This window comes from Streptomyces hydrogenans, assembly GCF_014656075.1.
GTDB lineage: Bacteria > Actinomycetota > Actinomycetes > Streptomycetales > Streptomycetaceae > Streptomyces > Streptomyces hydrogenans.
In genome coordinates this window covers 76,461-97,247 of the sequence record NZ_BNBS01000014.1, presented here as the reverse complement: position 1 = coordinate 97,247, position 20,787 = coordinate 76,461, and the positions used below count along the sequence as shown (strand labels likewise).

General features: G+C 75.1%; 19 protein-coding genes. 8 read left to right on the top strand and 11 right to left on the bottom strand.

Features of this window, described 5'->3' with window-relative positions:
• Positions 1-58: 58 nt before the first annotated feature.
• From IE321_RS09135 to IE321_RS09115, 5 genes are all read right to left on the bottom strand, one after another.
• A complete protein-coding gene (locus IE321_RS09135; protein ID WP_229916347.1) occupies positions 59-1,063 on the bottom strand; it encodes a TerC family protein in 1,005 nt (334 codons plus the stop codon).
• A 245-nt stretch (positions 1,064-1,308) separates the two neighbouring features.
• On the bottom strand, positions 1,309-3,192 hold the full coding sequence (locus IE321_RS09130; RefSeq protein ID WP_190222421.1) for a TerD family protein: 1,884 nt from the start codon (positions 3,190-3,192) through the stop codon (positions 1,309-1,311).
• A 118-nt stretch (positions 3,193-3,310) separates the two neighbouring features.
• Complete coding sequence (locus IE321_RS09125; protein ID WP_043219333.1) at positions 3,311-3,889, bottom strand: TerD family protein; 579 nt, start codon at positions 3,887-3,889, stop codon at positions 3,311-3,313.
• Between the two features lie 107 nt (positions 3,890-3,996).
• Positions 3,997-6,144 carry an excinuclease ABC subunit UvrB gene (uvrB, locus tag IE321_RS09120; protein WP_190222420.1) on the bottom strand — a complete coding sequence of 716 codons (2,148 nt, stop codon included), beginning with the start codon at positions 6,142-6,144 and terminating at the stop codon, positions 3,997-3,999.
• 70 nt (positions 6,145-6,214) lie between these two features.
• Complete coding sequence (locus IE321_RS09115; RefSeq protein WP_043219329.1) at positions 6,215-7,111, bottom strand: MHYT domain-containing protein; 897 nt, start codon at positions 7,109-7,111, stop codon at positions 6,215-6,217.
• A 295-nt stretch (positions 7,112-7,406) separates the two neighbouring features.
• Between IE321_RS09115 and IE321_RS09110 the strand changes: the two genes are divergently transcribed.
• Positions 7,407-7,970: a methylated-DNA--[protein]-cysteine S-methyltransferase gene (locus tag IE321_RS09110; protein ID WP_043219327.1), complete on the top strand. Its 564-nt coding sequence runs from the start codon at positions 7,407-7,409 to the stop codon at positions 7,968-7,970.
• 232 nt (positions 7,971-8,202) lie between these two features.
• A complete protein-coding gene (locus tag IE321_RS09105) occupies positions 8,203-9,504 on the top strand; it encodes an MFS transporter (RefSeq protein ID WP_043219326.1) in 1,302 nt (433 codons plus the stop codon).
• An 11-nt stretch (positions 9,505-9,515) separates the two neighbouring features.
• Here IE321_RS09105 and IE321_RS09100 read toward each other — a convergent pair whose 3' ends face one another.
• Positions 9,516-9,875 carry a cupin domain-containing protein gene (locus IE321_RS09100; RefSeq protein WP_030746024.1) on the bottom strand — a complete coding sequence of 120 codons (360 nt, stop codon included), beginning with the start codon at positions 9,873-9,875 and terminating at the stop codon, positions 9,516-9,518.
• A 287-nt stretch (positions 9,876-10,162) separates the two neighbouring features.
• On the opposite strand from IE321_RS09100, the gene IE321_RS09095 reads away from it, so the two are divergent.
• Positions 10,163-11,083 carry a pseudouridine-5'-phosphate glycosidase gene (locus IE321_RS09095; RefSeq protein WP_043219323.1) on the top strand — a complete coding sequence of 307 codons (921 nt, stop codon included), beginning with the start codon at positions 10,163-10,165 and terminating at the stop codon, positions 11,081-11,083.
• Positions 11,080-12,006, top strand: a complete 927-nt coding sequence (locus IE321_RS09090) for a carbohydrate kinase family protein (RefSeq protein WP_043219321.1) — start codon at positions 11,080-11,082, stop codon at positions 12,004-12,006. Before IE321_RS09095 ends, IE321_RS09090 begins: the two co-directional genes overlap by 4 nt.
• Here the strand turns inward: IE321_RS09090 and IE321_RS09085 are convergent.
• Positions 11,998-12,645 (bottom strand): nucleoside/nucleotide kinase family protein, encoded by a 648-nt coding sequence (locus IE321_RS09085; RefSeq protein WP_043219615.1) that lies wholly within the window; start codon positions 12,643-12,645, stop codon positions 11,998-12,000. The genes IE321_RS09090 and IE321_RS09085 overlap by 9 nt on opposite strands.
• Positions 12,646-12,673: 28 nt before the next feature.
• Positions 12,674-13,144, bottom strand: a complete 471-nt coding sequence (locus IE321_RS09080) for a hypothetical protein (protein ID WP_190222419.1) — start codon at positions 13,142-13,144, stop codon at positions 12,674-12,676.
• A gap of 44 nt (positions 13,145-13,188) precedes the next feature.
• Between IE321_RS09080 and IE321_RS09075 the strand changes: the two genes are divergently transcribed.
• The 4 genes from IE321_RS09075 to IE321_RS09060 all read left to right on the top strand — a co-directional run bounded on the left by IE321_RS09075 (position 13,189) and on the right by IE321_RS09060 (position 15,605).
• Positions 13,189-13,965 (top strand): SDR family NAD(P)-dependent oxidoreductase, encoded by a 777-nt coding sequence (locus IE321_RS09075; RefSeq protein ID WP_190222418.1) that lies wholly within the window; start codon positions 13,189-13,191, stop codon positions 13,963-13,965.
• 13 nt (positions 13,966-13,978) lie between these two features.
• The gene (locus IE321_RS09070) at positions 13,979-14,338 is read left to right on the top strand and encodes a MerR family transcriptional regulator (RefSeq protein ID WP_043219315.1); all 360 of its coding nucleotides are present in this window, start codon (positions 13,979-13,981) and stop codon (positions 14,336-14,338) included.
• 85 nt (positions 14,339-14,423) lie between these two features.
• Positions 14,424-14,882: a plasmid transfer protein KilB gene (gene kilB, locus IE321_RS09065; RefSeq protein WP_190222417.1), complete on the top strand. Its 459-nt coding sequence runs from the start codon at positions 14,424-14,426 to the stop codon at positions 14,880-14,882.
• Positions 14,883-14,894: 12 nt separating this feature from the next.
• On the top strand, positions 14,895-15,605 hold the full coding sequence (locus IE321_RS09060) for a DUF2293 domain-containing protein (RefSeq protein WP_051841607.1): 711 nt from the start codon (positions 14,895-14,897) through the stop codon (positions 15,603-15,605).
• Positions 15,606-15,694: 89 nt separating this feature from the next.
• Here the strand turns inward: IE321_RS09060 and IE321_RS43010 are convergent, their stop codons facing one another.
• From IE321_RS43010 to IE321_RS09045, 3 genes are all read right to left on the bottom strand, one after another.
• Entirely contained in the window at positions 15,695-16,489 is a 795-nt protein-coding gene (locus IE321_RS43010) for a chaplin (protein ID WP_051841606.1), read from the bottom strand.
• A 148-nt stretch (positions 16,490-16,637) separates the two neighbouring features.
• Positions 16,638-17,915 (bottom strand): SWIM zinc finger family protein, encoded by a 1,278-nt coding sequence (locus IE321_RS09050; protein WP_190222416.1) that lies wholly within the window; start codon positions 17,913-17,915, stop codon positions 16,638-16,640.
• Positions 17,912-20,752, bottom strand: a complete 2,841-nt coding sequence (locus tag IE321_RS09045; protein ID WP_229916345.1) for an SCO1167/SCO6262 family helicase — start codon at positions 20,750-20,752, stop codon at positions 17,912-17,914. The genes IE321_RS09050 and IE321_RS09045 overlap by 4 nt, the downstream gene beginning before the upstream one ends.
• Positions 20,753-20,787: the final 35 nt, after the last annotated feature.

Sequence of the window (20,787 nt, the reverse complement as noted above, 5' to 3'; positions counted from 1 at the left end):
GCCGGCCCGGGCGGGATGCCCGGGCCGGCCGTCGCCGTCGTGTGCCGGAGGAGGCGGGTCAGGCCTCGACGCCGGGCTTCTCCGCGTCGTGCTGCTCCGCGTCCTTCTCGGCGGCCTCCAGGGCGGCCTTCTCGGACTGCTTCTTGGAGGCGATCAGGCTGGTGATCGTGGTGATGACCAGGACGCCGCCGATGACGGCGAGGGAGACCGGGATGGAGATCTCCGGGACGTGCACGCCGGACTCGTGGAGCGCGTGCAGGACCAGCTTCACGCCGATGAAGCCGAGGATCACCGACAGGCCGTAGCTGAGGTGGACCAGCTTCTTGAGCAGGCCGCCGATGAGGAAGTACAGCTGGCGCAGGCCCATCAGGGCGAAGGCGTTGGCCGTGAAGACGATGTACGGGTCCTGGGTGAGGCCGAAGATCGCGGGGATCGAGTCCATCGCGAACAGCACGTCGGTCATGCCGATGGCGAGCATGACGACCAGGAGCGGCGTCATGACCTTCTTACCGGACTCCACGATGAAGAGCTTGGTGCCGTGGTAGCGGTCCGCGACGCCGAACTTCTTCTCGATGGACTTCAGCAGGCGGTTCTCGTCCCAGTCGTCCTCCTCCTCGTCCGCCATGGCCTCCTTGACGAGCTTCCAGGCGGTGTAGATGAGGAAGGCGCCGAAGAGGTAGAAGACCCACGAGAAGCTGGCGATGATCGCGGCGCCGGCCGCGATGAAGATCGCCCGCAGGACGAGCGCGATGAGCACGCCGAACAGCAGCACCCGCTGCTGCAGATGGGACGGCACGGAGAACTTCGCCATGATGAGGATGAAGACGAAGAGGTTGTCGACGCTGAGCGACTTCTCCGTGATGAAGCCCGCGAAGAACTCGCCGCCCGCCTGGCCGCCGCCCCAGATCGAGACTCCGATGCCGAAGAGCACGGCGAGCACGATCCAGACCACGGTCCAGATTCCGGCTTCCTTGACCGACACGTCATGGGGCTTGCGCCCGATGAAGAAGTCGACCGCGATGAGGGCGCACAGACCGAGAATGGTCAGCACCCAGATGGTCATCGAAACGTCCACTGCGCCTCCGGCTTCGTACGGCTACTGATCAGCGTCGTCGCTGCCGGAGGTCTCTTCCACCCGAGGTCGTGCGCACACGACCGTCGGGCCGACGCCCCGGGACCGGATGTCCGTGATCCGTCCGTATTGACGGGTACGCCGCGCATGGGGAGTACTCCCCTCCGCTGGGAAAAGAGTACCCGAAGAACCAAGAGAAGGTAAAGAGAAGGGTAAAGAGGGCCCAAAAGGCCAGGTCAGCCGTGGTTTCGCCGACGCGCCTCCGCGACCTGTCCGAGGACCTGCCAGAGCACCGCGCTGCCCGGCGGGACCGTCGGCGGCTCATAGGTCCAGGCGTGGCCGACCCAGGGGTCGGCGAGGTGGTCGTCGGGCACCGGCGTGAGCCGGAGCAGCGAGCGCCACAGCGGGTCGAGCACCGGGCCGTACGCGGAGGCGTCCGCCCGGTCCGCGACCATCAGCAGGTGGACCCCGACGGAGGGGCCCTCGTCGGCCAGGTAGCGGAGCCGGGTGACGGCGCGGTCGTCGAAGCCGTGCGGGAAGTCGTGGACGACGAGCAGTTGGCGCGCCGGGTCGAAGCCGGGCGGCAGGTCCTCGGAGGCGTCGCCGCGCACCGCCATCTGGAGCAGGTCGACCCGCTCGGTGAGCTGGGCGAGGACGGCGGTGACCCCGGCCGCGCCGCGGGCCGGCGGGGCGGCCAGGACCCCGGTCTCGACGAGCGGCGCGAAGGCGGCGGCCCCGCCGCCGGCCGGGTCGAGCACATGGACCGTGAGGGCCCCGGCGGGGTGGGCGGCGAGCAGCCGGGCGGTGTGCGCGACGGCGCTGTCCAGGGCGAGCCGGCGCAGCTCGGTCTCGTCGAGCAGACCGGCGGCCGAGGTCCGGCCCGGCCCCGAGTCCACCCAGAGCCCGCGCTCCAGCGGCAGCCGGACGAGGAAGGGGATCCTGAGGTCGCCGCGCTCCGGGAGGTGGAGGTCGCCGAGGCGGACCGCCATCGGGGGCTCCTCGGGGGCCCGGTAGGCGTGCCAGGCGGGGTTGTCCCAGCGGGCGTAGGCGACGGGCAGGGCGGGTTCGACGACCTCGGACTCGGCGGCGAGCTGCGCGAGGTCCCGGTCGAGGACCTCCTGGGCCCGGCCCATCAGCTCCTCGTGCGTGGCCCGGGCGGCGGCCCTGGCGGCGTCGCCGGCGCCTCCGACGCGGGTGCTCGGGTCGGCGAGCACCTGGTCGACCGCCCGGTCGAGGCGGTGGTCGGCGAAGTCGCGGGCGCTGCGGTAGGCGGCCACGGACCGGGCCAGGTCCTCGAACATCCCCCACACCTGGTTGTAGAGCCGCTCGTCCATGGTCCAGCCGGTGGCGTCCCCGGCGACGGGCGCCGGGCGGGACTCCTGCGGCGGGACGGCCGCCCCGGCCGGCGGGGACGGTACGGCTCCGGTCCCTGCGGTGTCCGGCCCGGGCGCGGGCGCGGCGGGCCGCGCGGCCGGGCGGCGGCTCGGGTGGGCGTAGCTGATGGTGGTGGTGGACGAGGCGGAGTCGGCCGGGGCGGTCTCGGGGACCAGCGGCGGCGGGGACGGGACGCTGGCCGCGGCGGGCGCGTCGAGGCGGCCGGCGGCGAGTTCGGCGGCGGCCGAGGCGACCTGGTCGGCGAGGAGCTCGGCGAGCCCGCCCTCGTACCCCTGGCCGACGGCGCGGACCTTCCAGGCGCCCTGGCGGCGGTAGAGCTCCAGGGCGACGACGGCGGACTCCCGGTCGAGGCCGGTGATGGTGTACGTGGCGACGGCCGCGCCCGTCGGGTCGGCGACGGTCACGAAGGGGGCGGCGGCGGTGCCGAAGCGGGCCGGGCCGCCGGCGCCGGGCGGCAGGGCGAGCAGCAGGGAGAGCCGGTGCACGGTCTCCGGGAGGGCCGCGAGGTCCACGGCGACGCGGTGCTCGGCCGCGGGCGCGGCGGGCACCTCGACCCCGGGGCGCACGGGCGCGCCAGGGTGGGCGATCCACTCGGCGCCGGCGACGAGGCCCCGCTCGTCGCCGAGGGTGGCCCCGGCGACGACCGGGTGCCCGGCGGAGACCCGGAGTTCGAGTCGGGTGTCGGGCAGGGGGTGGTTCTGCCCCCGGACCAGCTCGGCCGTCATCTGGACTCTGTTTCCCCTCGGCGCTTCGTTCGGTCATGCGGGACAGCTCCCGGCGGGCCGGTGCCCGTCGGGAGCTGCGGTGCGGCGGCGGGGCCGTGGAACGGTCCCGCGGGTCCGGCTACAGGTGCGGCAGGATCGCCGGCATCAGGTCCTGGAAGGTGCGGCCGTTGGCCGGGTTGCCCAGGGCGGTCATCTGCCAGCCGGAGCCGACCCGGTGCACCTTCGCCATGATCTGCGCGGTGTACTGGCCGCCGCCGTCCAGGGTGTAGCGCGCGAGCTCCTGGCCGTTCGTCTCGTCGACGATCCGGCAGAAGGCGTTCTGCACCTCCTGGAAGGTCTGCCCGGTGAAGGAGTTCACCGTGAAGACGATCTGGTCGATGTGGACGGGCACCCGCTGGAGGTCGACGAGGATGGCCTCGTCGTCGCCGCCCTGGCCCACGCCGCCCACCAGGTTGTCACCGGTGTGGCGGACGGAGCCGTCGTCGCTGACCAGGTGACGGAAGAAGACCACGTCCACGGGCTGCTTCTCGGCGAACAGCACCGCGGAGGCGTCCAGGTCGATCTCGCGGGTGCGCGAGCCGAAGAGCCCCCGGCGCGGCGCCGCCTGCCAGCCGAGCCCCATCCGCACCTGGGTGAGGCTGCCCCCGCCCTGCTTCTCCAGGCTGATGGCCTGCCCCTTGGTCATGTTGACCGTCACGCGCTGCCCCTCTCGTCGTTGTGGCAGCACCCTACGCAGGCCCACTGACAACGTGCCGGGCCAGGCCCGGTTTTGTGTCGGTCTTGCAACACACCGGGCCCCTCCGGTCACGCCATTCCCGCCTCCTTCATCTGGCGCAGCTCCTTCTTCAGCTCGGAGACCTCGTCCCGCAGCCTGGCGGCCACCTCGAACTGCAGCTCGGCGGCGGCGGCACGCATGCGCTCGGTCATCTCCTCGATGACCGAGGCCAGTTCGGCGGCGGGGCGGTCGCCGAGCTCCAGCGTCGAGCCGGCCTTGCCACCCGCCCTGGCGCCCTTGCCGGGCTTCGGGGCGTGCGCGGCGAGCGAGGGCACCGGGGACTTGGCGCCCTTGCCGTCCTTGCCCTGGCGGTAGCCGGTGCCGAGCAGCTGCTCGGTGTCGACCTCCTCGCGCGCGATGGTGGCGACGATGTCGTTGATCTTCTTGCGGAGCGGCTGGGGGTCGATCCCGTGCTCCTTGTTGTAGGCGACCTGCTTCTCGCGGCGCCGGTTGGTCTCGTCGATGGCCTGCGCCATGGCGGGGGTGACGGTGTCGGCGTACATGTGGACCTGGCCGGAGACGTTGCGCGCGGCGCGGCCGATGGTCTGGATCAGGGAGGTCCCGGAGCGCAGGAAGCCCTGCTTGTCGGCGTCGAGGATGGCGACCAGGGAGACCTCGGGGAGGTCGAGGCCCTCGCGGAGCAGGTTGATGCCGACGAGGACGTCGTACTCGCCGGAGCGCAGCTCGCGCAGCAGCTCGATGCGGCGCAGGGTGTCCACGTCGCTGTGGAGGTAGCGGACCTGGATGCCGAGCTCCAGGAAGTAGTCGGTGAGGTCCTCCGCCATCTTCTTGGTGAGGGTGGTGACGAGGACCCGCTCGTCGCGCTCGGTGCGCAGCCTGATCTCGTGGACCAGGTCGTCGATCTGGCCCTCGGTGGGCTTGACGACGACCTCGGGGTCGACCAGGCCGGTGGGGCGGATGATCTGTTCGACGAAGCCGTCGCCCCGGGAGAGTTCGTAGGTGCCGGGGGTGGCGGAGAGGTAGACGGTCTGGCCGATCCGCTCCTGGAACTCCTCCCACTTCAGCGGGCGGTTGTCGAGGGCGGAGGGGAGCCGGAAGCCGTGGTCGACGAGGGTCCGCTTGCGGGAGGCGTCGCCCTCGTACATGGCGCCGATCTGCGGCACGGTGACGTGCGACTCGTCGATGACGAGGAGGAAGTCCTCGGGGAAGTAGTCGAGGAGGGTGTTCGGCGGGGAGCCGGGCTCGCGGCCGTCGAAGTGCATCGAGTAGTTCTCGATGCCGGAGCAGGAGCCGATCTGGCGCATCATCTCGATGTCGTAGGTGGTGCGCATGCGGAGCCGCTGGGCCTCCAGCATCTTGCCCTGCTTCTCCAGCTCCTTCAGGCGCCCGTCGAGCTCGCGCTCGATGTCGTTGACGGCCCGCTCCATGCGCTCGGGGCCGGCGACGTAGTGGCTGGCGGGGAAGACGTACAGCTGCCGGTCGTCGCTGATGATCTCGCCGGTGAGCGGGTGGAGGGTGGAGAGCGCCTCGATCTCGTCGCCGAACATCTCGATGCGGACGGCGAGCTCCTCGTACACGGGGAAGATCTCGATGGTGTCGCCGCGGACCCGGAAGGTGCCGCGGGTGAAGGCGAGGTCGTTGCGCGTGTACTGGATGTCGACGAAGCGGCGGAGCAGCTGGTCGCGGTCGATCTCGTCGCCGACCTTGAGCTGGACCATGCGGTCCACGTACTCCTGCGGGGTGCCGAGGCCGTAGATGCAGGAGACGGAGGCGACCACGACCACGTCCCTGCGGGTGAGCAGCGAGTTGGTCGCGGAGTGGCGCAGGCGCTCGACCTCCTCGTTGATCGAGGAGTCCTTCTCGATGTAGGTGTCCGACTGCGGGACGTACGCCTCGGGCTGGTAGTAGTCGTAGTACGAGACGAAGTACTCGACGGCGTTGTTCGGCAGGAGCTCGCGGAACTCGTTCGCCAGCTGGGCGGCCAGGGTCTTGTTCGGCGCCATCACCAGGGTGGGGCGCTGGAGCTTCTCGATCATCCAGGCCGTGGTGGCCGACTTGCCGGTGCCGGTGGCGCCGAGCAGGACGACGTCCTTCTCGCCGGCGCGGATGCGCCGGTCCAGCTCGGCGATGGCCGTCGGCTGGTCGCCGCTCGGCTGGTAGGAGGAGACGACCTCGAAGGGCGCCACCGAACGTTCGATCTTGGAAACGGGCCGCATGCCACCACCGTACGACCCGCCACCGACAGTCGGGGGGTGATCGCCGCGCGGCCGGCGCGCGGCGCGGGTGTCACCAGTCCTGGGAGCGGTGTCCGCCGCGCGGTGCGGAGCGGCGGGAACCGCGTCCGGCCGGGCGGGCGGTCCAGTTCGCGGGCTCGCCGTAGCTCGGGACGTGCCGGGGGGCGGGGACGCCGGGGCGGTGCGGGGAGCGGGCCGGGGTCCGCTGCCAGTCGGGGTCGCCCATGACGAGCAGCGGGTCGAACATGACGACGACGGCGGCCAGGATGAGGAAGACGGCGGGGCCGATCAGCATGGGCAGCAGCAGCGATCCGGCGTTGGCGGCGGTGCCCGCGGCCGGGGCGGCGTGCAGGTGGACGCTGACGGCCGCCATGGCGGTGTAGTGCATGCCGCTGACGGCGACGCCCATCACGAGGCTGGCCCCGAGGCTGGCGAGGAAGCCGTGCACGGAGACCGCCGCCCACAGGGCGGTGGTGGCGGCGACGACGGCGATGACCACGGAGAGGGCGACGGTGAGGGTGTCGTACTCGATCCGCCCCGGCAGGCGCATGCCGGCCATGCCCAGGTAGTGCATGGTGGCGACGCCGAGGCCGGTGATGGTGCCGCCGGTGACGAGGGTCAGCGCGGTGGCGCCCCGGTAGCCGACGATGAAGATGCCGATGCCGACCATGACGACGGCGACGGCGAGGCTGGCGAAGGTGATCGGCCGGTCGTAGTCGATCGGCGCCTGCTGGACCGAGAAGCCCATCATCGCGATGAAGTGCATGGTCCAGATGCCGGTGCCGATGGACGTGGAACCGAGCGCGAGCCAGCCGGCCTTGAAGGAGTCCCGGTGGCGCAGCGAGCGGGTCGTGCATCTCAGCCCCAGGGCGCCGCCGAGGCAGGCCATGAGAAAGGCCGCCACCGGTGTGACGAGCCCGTAGCTGAATCCGTCGACCGTGCCCTGCATGAGCGTGAGCCCTCCCACCCCTGGCGCATGACGTCCGAAAACAGTCGGTACCGCTGGGTAGTACTACCGGGGCGAGATTATGGCCCGCCGGAGGCCCCGCGGGCACCTGACCGGGGATTTTCCGGTCGTGAGACCGGAGCGAGACCGGTCCGTGACCTCGGAGGGGGGCCGCGCCGCCGGATCGCCGCCGAAAGCCCGTTTTGGCCGATGGGCGTCGCCGCGGGGGTGGTGGCCGGGAGGCTGCGGTCGCCCTCGGCGGGGCCGGGCTGTCGGTGCCGGGTCGTACGGTGAGGGCATGGACATCGAGGACGGACGCCGCGCGCCCGGGGGCGTGACCGCCGAGTGGGCGGTCGTGGGCAGCGGCATCGGCCCGCTCTTCCTGGCGGCCACCGACCGGGGGCTGGTGCGGGTCGAGTTCCACGCGGGCGGGGCGCGGGGCGCGCGGATGCCGGAGCTGCTCGCCGAGCAGCTGGGCGCCACCGCCGTCGCGTGCTCCACGGGGCTGCTCGCCGAGCCGGTGCGGCAGCTGGAGCGGTACTTCGCGGGCGCGCTGCGCGCCTTCGACCTGCCGCTGGACTGGTCGCTGACGACCGGCTTCAACCGCCAGGTGCTGCGGGAGCTGGCCGCCGGCGTGCCGTACGGCGCGGTGGTCGGGTACGGGGAGCTGGCGCGGCGCGTCGGCCAACCGGGGGCCGCGCAGGCGGTGGGGGCGGCGATGGGCGCCAATCCGCTGCCGGTGGTGGTGCCCTGCCACCGCGTGGTGGAGAGCGACGGCGGCCTCGGCGGCTTCGGCGGCGGGCTGGAGACGAAACGAAGACTGCTCGCCCTGGAGGGCGTCCTGCCGGAACCGCTGTTCTGAGGCACCCGCCGGGGGACGCGGGGGCGGGGGTCCCACGCGTGCGCGCGTTCCGGGAGGGCCAGGCCCGGAGGCAGCGGACCGGGCCGGGGCCAGCGGTGCGAACCCGAGGCCGGCGGTTCAGGTAGGGGCCGGCGATCCGGTACGGGGCCGGTGGCCCGGGCCTGCGGGGCTCACCTGGGGACCCCGGACAGGCGGCGTTCCCATCGGACCGGGTGGCTGGCACACTCCGGTAGTGACCAAAACGCCCGACGCCCCTGACACCGCCGCCTCCCGGGAGACGGCTGTCCCGCTCTCCCCCGCCGCCCTGCCGGAGCTGCGCCGACGGGTCCAGGCCGTGCTCGTCGCCACCCAGATCCTCGGCGGCCTCGGGATCGCCACCGGCGTCGCGCTCGCCGCCGTCCTCGCCACCGAGGTGAGCGGTACGGACGCGCTGGCCGGGCTCGCCTCCACGGCGACGGTCGCCGGTCCGGCGCTGCTCGCCATGCCGCTGGCGGCGCTGATGTCACGGCGGGGGCGGCGGGCCGGTCTGGTCCTGGCCTACCTGCTGGGCGCGCTCGGCGCCGGGGTCGCCGTGCTCGGCGCGGTCCTCGGCAGCTTCCCGGTGCTGCTGGTCGGCCTGGTGGGCTTCGGGGCGGGGTCCTCGGCCAATCTGGCGGCCCGGTTCGCCGCCGCCGACCTGGCGGAGCCGGACCGCCGGGCGCGCGCCATCTCGACGGTGGTGTGGGCGACCACGATCGGCGCCGTCCTCGGCCCGAACATCGCGGCGCCGGCCGGCCGGAGCGTCGCGGGCCTCGGGATACCCGTGGCGGCCGGGCCGTTCTTGTGGGCCGCGGTGGTGTTCGTGGTGTCGGCGCTGGTGGTCGCGCTGCTGCTGCGGCCCGACCCGCTGCTGACGGCGCGGGCGCTGGCCGCCGCGGACGGCGACGGGACGGCGGAGCGGCCCGAGGGCCAGTCACTGCGGGCCGGGCTGCGGGCGGTCCGCGAGTCGCCGCAGGCGCGGATCGCCCTGGTGACGGTGGCCGCCTCGCAGACGGTGATGGTGTCGATCATGTCGATGACGCCGGTGGCGCTCACCCATCACGGGGCCGGCATCGAGCTGATCGGGCTCGTCATCAGCGTGCACATCGCGGGCATGTACGCCTTCTCGCCGGTCATGGGCTGGCTCGCGGACCGGCTCGGACGGCTCGCGGTGATCGGCCTCGCGGTCGGGCTCCTGGGCCTCGCGGCGCTGCTCGCGGGCACCGCGGGGGCGAGCCACCCCCAGGTCGCGGCCGGTCTGTTCGTCCTGGGGCTCGGCTGGTCGGCCGGTCTGGTGTCGGGCTCGGCGCTGCTGACGGACTCGGTGCCGCAGGCGGCGCGGGCGGCGGTCCAGGGCCTGTCGGACACCGTGATGAACGCGGCTGCGGGCATCGGCGGCCTGGTGGCCGGCGTGATCGTCTCCCAGGCGGGCTACGGCCCGCTCAACGCCCTCGCGGCCTGCCTGCTGCTGCCGATGGCGGCCCTGACCCTGCGGGGCGTGCTCCGCAGGGCCTGACCGCGCCCGGGTCAGGGCAGGGTGATGTGGTACGCCTTGCGCAGCGTCTCGTGGACGGTCCAGGTGGTCCGGTCGCCCTCGCGCAGGACGCAGGCGTCGCCGGGCCCGACCTCCATCGTGGCGCCGCCCTCGACGGCGACGGTGGCCCGGCCGCTGACGACCACGAAGAGCTCGTTCGCCTCGGTGTCGGTGACGACGCCGGGGGTGATCTGCCAGATGCCCCGCAGCTGCTTGCCGTCGGCGGACTCCCACAGCACCTTGCCGGACACCTCGGGGGTGCCGGACACGATCTGGCCGGGGTCGAGCGGGTCGGCTTCCAGCTCCGCGTCGGGGATGTGGACGGCGAAGGAGGGGAGGTCGTGAGTCGTCATGGGCGGTGACTGTAGCGGGGTTCCCGGGTGGCACGTGACACCGGGATCGCGGAACGAATCCCTCCGTTCACCGCTCTGACCAGGCACGTTACGAGTCGGGCCGGAGGGCGACGGATTCCGCACCGGTCCCCTGCCCGCCTCCGCCGCGGGTCCCGCGCCGATCGCCCCCGCCGCGCCGGGTGCCCGGGAACCGAATCCGTACCCCACTCGCACCCCCGTGCGAAAGGGGGGTGGCGGGAGATCGCCAGAGGTGTTTGCGGGACGGGCGGTCGCGCCAGAAATGGACCATGACCACGACCACACTGGTGTCCGAAGAGGTACGGGAGGCGCTCCACGAGGGCCGGCCCGTCGTCGCCCTCGAATCGACGATCATCGCCCACGGCCTCCCGCGCCCGCGGAACCTGGCGGTGGCCGAGGAGCTGGAGGAGTCGGTCCGGGCCCGGGGCGCCGTGCCCGCCACCATCGCCGTGCTCGACGGGGTGGCGCGGATCGGCCTCGACCGGGCGGGGCTGACCCGGATCGCCGAGGACCCCTCGGTGCGCAAGCTCGGCCACCGCGACCTGGCACCGGCGCTCGCCACCGGCGCGACCGGGGCGACCACGGTCTCGGCGACGGCCCGGCTCGCCGACGCCGCGGGCATACGGGTCTTCGCCACCGGCGGCCTCGGCGGGGTGCACCGCGAATGGCGCGAGACGCAGGACGAGTCCGCCGACCTGCGCCTGCTCGCCGAGGTGGGCGTCACCGTGGTCTGCGCGGGCGTCAAGTCCATCCTCGACGTGCCGGCGACGCTCCAGCGCCTGGAGACGCTCGGTGTGACGGTCGCCGGGTACGGCACGGAGACCTTCCCCGGCTTCTACCTCTCCTCCTCCGGTGAGCCGGTCGACTGGACGCTGCGGAGCCCGGCCGAGGTCGCCGCGGTCATACGCGCCCGGGAGTCCCTCGGCCGCCCCTGGTCGGCGCTGGTCGTGGCCAATCCCGTCCCGGAGGCGGAGCAGCTGGACCCGGCGCTGCACGACCAGGTGCTCGCACGGGGCCTCGCCGAGCTGCGGGAGAAGGGGATCAGCGGACAGGCGGTGACCCCCTTCCTCCTGGAGTACCTGACGACGCACACGGACGGCGCCTCCCTGGAGGCCAACCTGGCGGCGGTGCGGGGCAACGTCCGGCTCGCGGCGGAGATCGCCGGGGCCTACGCCGCGGGCGAGCGGTGACGGACGCCGGAAGGCGGACGCCGGGCGGCGCGCTGCTGGTCGTCGGAGACGTCGTCACGGACGTGGTGGCCCGGCACCGGACCCCGCTCGCGCCCGCGACGGACACGGCGGCCGCGATCCGCACCCTGCCGGGCGGCGCGGGGGCCAACGCCGCCTGCTGGGCAGCCCGTTCCGGCCACCCGGACGTACGGCTGCTCGGCCGGGTCGGCACCGAGTCGGCCGGCTGGCACGAGCGGGCGCTGACCGGCGCGGGCGTCCGCCCGCTGCTGGTGCCCGACCCGGAGGCCCCGACGGCCACCGTGATCGCCCTGGTGGACGCGGCGGCCGAGCGGACCTTCCTGACGGACGGCGGCGCCGTCCTGCGCCTCTGCCCCGCCGACTGGTCGGCCGGGCTGCTCGACGGCGTGGCCGCCCTCCACCTCTCCGGCTACCTGTTCTTCGCCGCGCCGAGCCGGGCGGCGGCCCTCCTGGCCCTGCGGGACGCCCGGGCGGCCGGGATACCGGTGAGCGTCGACCCGGCGTCGGCCGCCTTCCTCGCCGAACTGGGCCCCGGGCGGTTCCTCGAAGCGGTCGCGGGCGCGTCACTCCTGCTGCCCAACGCGGACGAGGCCCGGCTGCTCACCGGCGCACCGGACGCGGAGGCGGCGGCCCGGGAGCTGAGCCGGCGGGTGCCGCTGGTCGCGGTGACGCTGGGCGCGGCCGGGGCGCTGGTCGCCGAGGCCGGGACGGTCACCGCCCGGGTGGCCGCCCCCGCCGTGCCGCCGGAGCGGCGGGTGGACTCCACGGGCGCGGGCGACGCGTTCACCGGGGCCTTCCTCGCGGCCCGGCTCGCGGGCGCGGACCCGGCGGAGGCGGCCGGGGCGGGGTGCGCGGCGGGCGCCGAGGCGGTGACCGTGGTGGGCGGCCGGCCGCCGTCAGTCTGAGCCGAGCGCCCCGATCCCGGTCCACGCCGGGTGACGGAGATCGTCGGCGCGCACGACGACGTCGGCGGTCCCGACGGGGTCGACCTCCGTCTCGTAGCGGGCGAAGGCGGGCAGCGTCCAGGGCTCCCCCACGCGCCGGGCGAGGGCGGCGGGCGAAAGGCGCAGGTGGACGGTCAGGTCGAAGGGGAACCAGTGCCCGAGGAGGAAGGGCCCGTGCAGCACCAGGACACCGCCGGGCGGCAGCGTCACGTACGGGCTGCGGGTCGCCCGGTCCCTCACCGGGTCCCACAGGTCGGGCAGGAGCCGCCCGTCGCCGCCGGGCTCCAGCGGGGTGAACACCTCGCGCCACAGGGCGCCGGTGTCGGTCCAGCCGCCGTAGTACGCGTCGGGGTCCTGGCGCCCGTGCTCGTACCGCAGCGACGCGGGCCGCAGGAACCCCCGGGTCCCGATGACGCGCACGGGTCGCCCGCGGTCCTGGAACTGCTCCGCGAGCAGCCCGGCCAGCTCCTCGCCCCCGGCGTCGGGCGCACCGTCGACGGCGACCTTCAGCCACGCGCCGCCGTCGCCGGGCGCGAGCCGGTCCACGTGCTTCGCCAGCCGCCCGGCCATCCGGCCCCAGGTGATCGCCTCGTATCGCATCCCGCCCATTCTGCCCTGCGCCCGCCGCTCAGGGCCCGTCCGCACCCGGCCCGCGCAGCTCCGCCCCGAGCCGCCCGGCGACGTCCGCCGCGACCGCGAGCGGCCCGTCCCACGGGACCCCCTGCCACTGGGCGAGACACGTCCGCTCCCCCGCCCCGTCCACGGCGGACAGCACCAGGACCGTGCCCCAGCTGTCCCAGTCCCACTCCAGCTCCAGGGCGACGACCGGCCGGCCGAGCGCCCGCGCCCCCGCCGTCAGCGTGTCCGCGTCGCGGGGCGGCGGCGGGACGAGCCGGTCGGCGAGGATCTCCTCCCGCACGTGGACCAGTTCGAGGCACGCGTACAGCCCCGGGCGCGGAAGCACCCCGGCGTCGAGGACCTCCCGGGTCGCCCGCAGCCGGGCCCGCCGCACCACGTGGGCGTCCACCCGCTCCCGCGCCTCCCACGACAGGGCCGCCCACAGCTCGTGGGGAGGAAGGGAACGGTCGTCGTGCGCCATGGACTTGACCTTGCCACTGGCGTCACGGTTCCACCATCGGATTCATGGACACCACCACCACACCCGCCACCGGCACCTCCTCCCCCCGGGTCGTCCTCGTCACCGGCGCGGGCACCGGCATCGGCCGGGCCACCGCCCGGGCCTTCGCCCGGCAGGGCGCGACCGTCGTCGCCGTGGGCCGCAGGCCCGGACCGCTGCGCGAGACCGCGGCCGAGGCCCCCGCCGCGATCCACCCGCACCCCGCCGACATCACCGCCGAGGGCGCGCCCGAGGAGCTCGTACGCCGGGTGCTCGCCGACCACGGCCGCCTCGACGTCCTGGTCAACAACGCCGGCATCGCCGCGGGCGGCCCCCTGGGCACCCTCGACCGGGCGGTGATCGCTCCCCTCCTGGAGACCAACCTCCTCGCGCCCGTCCTGCTCACCCAGGCCGCCGTCCCCGCGCTGCGCGCCTCCGGAGGCGTCGTCGTGAACGTGACGACGACGATCGGACAGCGCGGCTGGCCCGGCAACTCGGTCTACCCCGCGACCAAGAGCGCCCTGGAGACCCTCACGCGCTGCTGGGCCGTCGAACTCGCGCCCGCCGGCGTCCGGGTGGTGGCCGTCGCCCCCGGAGCGATCGACACCCCGATCGCCGACCACAGCGGCCTCACACCGGAGCAGCGCCGCGCGGTGCGGGCCTGGCAGCTCGCGCACACCCCGCTCGGCCGGGTCGGCCGGCCCGAGGAGGTCGCCTGGGCGGTCACCGCGCTCGCCGCTCCCGAGGCCGCCTTCCTCACCGGGACCGTGCTCCCGGTCGACGGGGGCGCACTCGTCACGTGATACGACTGCGCGGATGCGCATCGGTGAACTGGCCCGCAGGACGGGCGTGTCGGCGCGGTCCCTGCGCCACTACGAGCAGGCGGGACTCGTCTCCTCGGTCCGCGCGGCCAACGGCTACCGGGTGTACGAGGAGACCGCGGTCGTCCGCGTCACCAACATCCGGTACCTCCTCGACGCCGGGCTCACCCTGGACGACGTCGCCGCCTTCCGCTCCTGCCTCGACGGGGACCTGCCGTCGGTGCGCCCCTCCGCCCGCGGCCTGGAGATCGCCCGCGAACGGCTCGCGGTGCTCGACGCCCGGATCGCCGCGCAGACCGCGGCCCGGGACCGGCTCGCGGCGGCGCTCGACGCCCGGTCCGACGCGCACCGGTGACGCGACCGCCGTACGGCTGTCATGATCTGACGGTCCGATGGATCTTCGGGCGGGCGGGACGGCGGTACGGGGAGGACGACCGGGCATGGACGTGGCGCTCATAGCGGTGGCGGGCACGCTCCTCGGCGTGATCGCCACCCACTGGTTCCAGGGCCGGGCGACGCTGCGCACGGCCGCGCTCACCCGGCACGAACAGCTCCGCCAGGAGCGGATCACCACCTACAGCGCGTTCGCCGGCGCCGTCGTCGAGTACCGGCACAGCCAGAACGACCGCTGGTTCCGGGCCGTCGAGGAGCCCGGCTCGGAGGAGGCCGAGGAGTCCCGGCACGCCTCCTACCGGCAGCGGACCGCGGCCCGCCAGGCCCTCTTCCGCGTCCAGCTGGTCTGCGACGACCCGGACCTACGGCGGCTCGCCGAGGCCGCGTTCGACGAGACCCACTGCATGCACGAGGCGGTGGGCACGGCGGACCGGGCACGCCGGTCCGACCGGGCCAAGGACGCCCTCGGCCGGTTCATCGCCGCCGCCGCGCCCGGACTCCGCTGAGGGGGCACGGCCATGGACCTCGTCGCCCCCGTCGTCGTCGAACCGCTGCGTCGCCGCCGCTGCTCGGAGTGCCACCGGGGCCCGCTGGAGCGCATGATCGTCGAGTACGGCCGTCCCGTCTGCCTGGACTGCGCCGACCTCGGCCACCTCGTCTTCCTGCGCCGCGGCGACACCGCGCTCACCCGGCGCGCCCGGGAACAGAGCGCCCTGTGGGCCGTGGTGGTGCGCCACAACCGGCGCCGCACCCGGTACGAACGCCAGGGGCTGCTGGTCGAGGAGGCGGCCCTCGCCCGGGCGGAGGCGGCCTGCCTCGCCGACACCGAGGCCCGGGCCAGGCGCCGGGCCCGGGACGCGGAGCGGCGCGCGGTGCGGGACGCCGGGGTCACCGAGGCCCTGCGGGCGGAGATCCTGCGGCTGTTCCCCGCGATGCCGTCGGAGCGCGCGACCGAGATCGCCGTCCACGCCTCGGCGAAGGGCAGCGGCCGGGTGGGCAGGACGGCCGCCGGACGCGCCCTCGACCGGGGCGCCGTGACGGCCGCGGTGCGCGCCTCGGTACGGCACGTGGACACGCCGTACGACGCGCTGCTGATGCGCGGCGTCCCCCGGCACCAGGCCCGCACCCGGGTCTCCCCCACCATCGAGACCGTGCTGCGGGCCTGGCGCGCGGGGCCGTTCGGCTCGGACCGGGGGACGCCTCCGGACACGGGGACGCGCCCGGCGTGACGGGCACGACGGGCGCGGAGGGACGCCGGGCCGGACGCTGACGGCTCGGGCGTCGGCGGGGCCGGACCCCGGCGTGGGAGGTCCGGGGGTCAGACCTGGTCGGCCGCGCGGCGGGCGCGGCGGTACATCAGCGCGCCGCCGAGGAGGAGCGCGGCGCTGCCCGCGGCGGCGTAGCCGACGGGCTCGCTGCCGGTCGCGGCGAGCGACTGGGTGCTGCTCTCGCCCTGCGGGGCCGGGGCCGGGGCGGGCACGGAGGGCTTCTCCTGCTCGGCGACCGGCTTCGGGGGCAGGTTGCGCACCGGGGTCTGCGGGCGCGGGGTCGGGATCTCGACCTGCGGCTCCTCGGGGGTGCTCGGGGCGTTGACCCCGGTGTTGCCCACGGCCGGGTTGCCGACGCCCACAACGTTGACCGAGTTGCCGACGACGTTGACCGGCAGGTCGATCGGGAGCTGGAGGCCGTTCCCGGACAGCACGCCCGGGGAGCCCTCGGCGTGGCTCTCGGCGGTGGATCCGCCGCCGTTGACCGCGCCGCCATCGGAGGAGCCGCCGCGGCTGTCGGTCTGCTCGCCGCCGCGCGGGGTCACGGCCTCGTCCTTGTGGGTGCGGCCGGGGCCGCCGTCCCGGTCCTCCCCGGCCGGGGCCGAGGTGTTGGCGCACGAGTTGCCCATGGCCGGGTTGAGCAGCCCGACCACGTTGACCGTGTTCCCGCAGAGGTTGACCGGTACGTGGACCGGCAGCTGGAGCGTGTTGCCGGAGCCGACTCCCGGCGAGCCGACCGCGGCGCCCTCGGCACCCGAGTCCGCGTGGGCGGCGCCCGCCGACAGCGCGAGCGCACCACCCGTGACCAACAGTGTGGCCAGACCACTTCGGCGCATCTGCCTCATGGCTTCCTGCCTTCCGGAGTTGCACGGGCAAGTGCCCGTACCGGAATAAACGCGACGAACGCGTCTGCCGGATCCGGCCGTCGGCGGGTTTCACTCCTTCGAGGGAGTTTCCGTTCGAGTGACGAGGCGGGTGTTCCCTCGGACGGTGCTACCGGCCGAGGAGTTCGGTGAGCGCTCCGACCGGGTCGGGGTCGGGCGTGCCGCGCGGCCACCAGTCCTCGCGGCCGCGGTCCGACTCGTACGGGTACCACAGGCCGTCCTTGCCCAGCCGGAGTTGGAGCGAGCCGGTGGAGAGCCGGTTGCGCCAGGGCCGGAAGGCCGGGAAGTCGGCGGCGAGGAGGGCGGGTCTCGCGCGGTCGAACGGACCGGCCGGCGGGTCCCAGGGCTCCTCCAGGACCGCGAGGCCCTCCGCTCCGCCCTGGCGCCAGGCGGCGACGGCCCGGGCCAGATCGGTGGGGGTCCGGTCGAGGGCGTCCGCGAGGTCCCGGTAGAGCGCCCGGGTCGAGGCGGTGAGCCCGGAGCCGGGGTGGGCGGCGGCCAGCCGGACCGCGTCCTGCCAGGGGGTGAGGGCGGCGACCGGATCCTGCCCGGTGGCGAGGAAGGCGTGGGCGCGGGCGGCGGCCTCGCCGGCCAGCAGGTCGAGCGCGAGGGGGTCGGGGGCGTGCGGGTCCGGCGGGAAGACGGCGGGACGCCCGGGCCGGTCCGGGAGGGGCAACGGCGGGGGCAGCGGCAGCGGGGGCCCGGCGGTGAGCACCTCGCGGGCGGGCACGGCGGGCAGGACGGGCGCGGTGGCGGCGCTCTCGGCGGCGGACCGGACCGCGTTGCGCCGGGAGAGCTCGGCGAGGAGCTCCCCCTCGCCCCGTCCGCGCATCAGGAAGAGGACGAAGGGGTCCTCGTCGAGGAGGCGGGCGGCCTGGTAGCAGAGGGCGGCGGCGTGCTTGCAGGGGAAGCCGTCGTCGGGGCAGGAGCAGTCGGGCAGCAGGTCGCCGGGGGCGGGCAGCAGCCCCTCGACCGCCTCCAGGGCGTGCGGGACCTCCTTGTCGAGGAGGGCGGCCATGTGCTCGGGGCGGCCCGCGGCCTCGTCGAGGAACAGCTCCCAGCCGTCGTCGCCGAGGGTCCGCATCCGGATCTCGGTGCGGTACGGGCGGATCCGGCTGCCGTGCACATAGGCGACGACCCGGCCGGGGGTGACGGTGATCGCGTCGACGTGGCCGCGCTCCGCGTAGGCCCGGCCCCGGCCGAGGCGGGCCTGGTCGAGGGCGGTGCGCTCCAGGGCGGCCACCCAGGCGTTGCCCCACCAGGTGGCGGCGAAGCGGCCGTCGGCGGTCTCGCGGGGCGGCACGGCCGGGAAGGTGCGACGGCGGTCGTCGTGGCGGGGACCGGCCCCCGGCGCGGGGCGGGCGGCCCGGGCTCCGGGGCGGTTCACGCGGACCTCCTCAGGGAGACCAGATCGGCCAGCTCTCGGTCGGTGAGCTCGGTGAAGGCGGCCTCGCCGGAGCCCAGGACGGCGTCGGCCAGGGCCTTCTTGGCGCGGAGCAGTTCGGCGATGCGGTCCTCGACGGTGCCCTCGGTGACGAGCCGGTGGACCTGCACGGGCTGGGTCTGCCCGATCCGGTAGGCGCGGTCGGTGGCCTGGTCCTCGACCGCCGGGTTCCACCAGCGGTCGTAGTGCACGACGTGGCCGGCGCGGGTGAGGTTGAGGCCGGTGCCGGCGGCCTTGAGGGAGAGCAGGAAGACGGGGACCTCGCCGGCCTGGAAGCGGTCGACCATCCGCTCCCGCTCCGCCACGGGGGTGCCTCCGTGGAGGAGTTGGCTGCCGATCCCGCGGGCGGTGAGGTGGTCGGCGAGGAGCCGGGCCATCGACACGTACTGGGTGAAGACCAGGACGGAGCCGCCCTCGGCGAGGATGGTGTCGAGCAGTTCGTCGAGGAGGGCCAGCTTGCCGGAGCGGCCGGCGAGGCGGGCGGTGCCGCCGCGCGGGGCATCCTCCTTGAGGTACTGGGCGGGGTGGTTGCAGATCTGCTTGAGAGAGGTCAGCAGCTTCATCACCAGTCCGCGCCGGGCCATCCCCTCGGCCTCCTCGATCCGGCCCAGCGTCTCGCGGACCACCGCCTCGTACAGCGACGCCTGTTCACGGGTGAGCGGCACCGGGTGGTCGGACTCGGTCTTGGGCGGCAGCTCGGGCACGATGCCGGGGTCGGACTTGCGGCGGCGCAGCAGGAAGGGGCGGACGAGGCGGGCTAGCCGCTCCACCGCCTCCTCGTTCTCCAGCTCCTCGTGGTTCTCCGCGGCGCGGGCGTGCCGGGCCCGGAAGGCCTTGAGGGGGCCGAGGAGTCCGGGGGTGGTCCAGTCGAGGAGGGCCCACAGCTCGGAGAGGTTGTTCTCCACGGGCGTGCCGGTGAGGGCGACCCGCGCGGGCGCGGGCAGGGTCCGCAGCGCCTTGGCGGTGGCGGAGAAGGGGTTCTTCACGTGCTGGGCCTCGTCGGCGACGATCATCCCCCAGGGCCGCTCGGCGAGCTGGGCGGCGCGGGTGCGCAGGGTGCCGTAGGTGGTGAGGACGATCCCGCCGTCGAGGTCGCCGAGCTCGCGCGCGGTGCCGTGGAAGCGGCGGACCGGCACGCCGGGGGCGAACCGGGCCGCCTCCCGCTGCCAGTTGCCGAGGAGGGAGGCCGGGCAGACGACGAGGGTGGGCTCGCGGCGGGCCCGGCGCAGGTGGAGGGCGAGGAGGGTGACCGTCTTGCCGAGGCCCATGTCGTCGGCGAGGCAGCCGCCGAGGCCCAGCGAGGTCATCAGGTCGAGCCAGGCGAGGCCGCGGAGCTGGTAGTCCCGCAGGGTGGCGGTGAGTCCGGGCGGCGGCGCGGCCGCCTCGGGGCCGGCGAGCAGCCGGTCGCGGAGGACCGCGAGCGCGCCGACGGGCACGGCGGGGACCGTCTCGCCGTCGACCTCGGCGCTGCCGGTGAGGGCGGCGGCGAGGGCGTCGACCGGTTCCAGCAGGCCCAGTTCGCGCTTGCGGGCCTTGCGGACGAGATCGGGGTCGACGACGACCCAGCGGTCGCGGAGCCGTACGACGGGGCGGTGGGCCTCGGCGAGGACGTCCATCTCGCCCTGGGTGAGCGGATCGCCGTCGAGGGCGAGCTGCCAGTCGAAGCGGAGCAGTTCGGTGGAGTCGAAGAAGCTGGTGCCGTCGGTGGCGGAACCGGGCGCGGAGCGGGCGGGGCGGACGACGGCCGAGGCGCTGAGCGAGCGGGCCAGGTCGCGCGGCCAGTGCAGGGCGACCCCCGCGTCGGCGAGCCGGGCCGCGGCGGGGCCCAGCAGCTCGTACAGCTCGGCCTCGGTGACGGCGAGGACGTCCGGCGCGTCCCGCTCCAGGAGCCGGCCGAGCGGGGGCCAGATCCGGGCGGCGCGACGCAGGGCGAGGAGGGCGTCGATCCGGGCGCGGGGGCCGAAGTGCTCGCCCTCCCCGGCCCAGAGGGCGGCGGCGTCGATGACGAGGGTCGGGTCGGCGAGGCTGTGCACCTGGAGGACGGCGGCCGCGGCCTGCCGCTCGGGGCCGCCCTCGGCGTCCTCGGCGGTGTCGAAGAGCTCGGCGGCGGAGAGGTCGAGGCGGAGCGAGATCCGCACCCCGGCGTCCATGCCGGCGGCGGCCTCGGCGGCCCAGGCCCGGGCCCCCGGCAGGTGCTGCGGCGCCGCGGCGGCGAAAGGCGCGCCCACCGCGTGCACGGCGGCGGGGGTACGGGGCAGGGTGTCGGCGACCGCGTCCAGGAAGGCCCGCACCAGGGCCTCCGGGTCGGGCAGCCCGAGCGGGCCCGACCCGGCGACGGGCACCGCGTGCGCCTCGTACGGCATGGCGGCGGCGACGGCCCGCAGATGGGCGATGTCCTCGGCGTCGAGCGGACCGGCCCGCCAGGCGTCGAGGTCGTCGGCGGTGAGCCCGGGCAGCAGCCGGCCCCGGGCGACGAGGTGCAGGGCGTGCAGGGCGGCCGCGCCCCAGCGGGCGGCGGCGGGGTGGGCGGCGGGGCGGTGCCGGGCGGCGACCAGCAGGGGAAGCGCGGTGGCGACGGGCAGGGTGACGGCGGGCACCTCCCGGCCGCGGGCGCCGGTGCCGTGCCTGCGGACGACGGTGATCCGGGTGGACTCCGCCCCGGCGAGGCCGTCGGGCGCGGCCAGGGCCGTCCCGTCGGGTGCCCAGAGGGCGATCCGGCCGTCGCGGGGCAGCGCGGCCGGCAGGAAGACGGCGGCACGGGCCGTCCAGCGCTCCGTCACGTGCCGCCCTCCTCCCCCGGGGTCCACCGATCCGG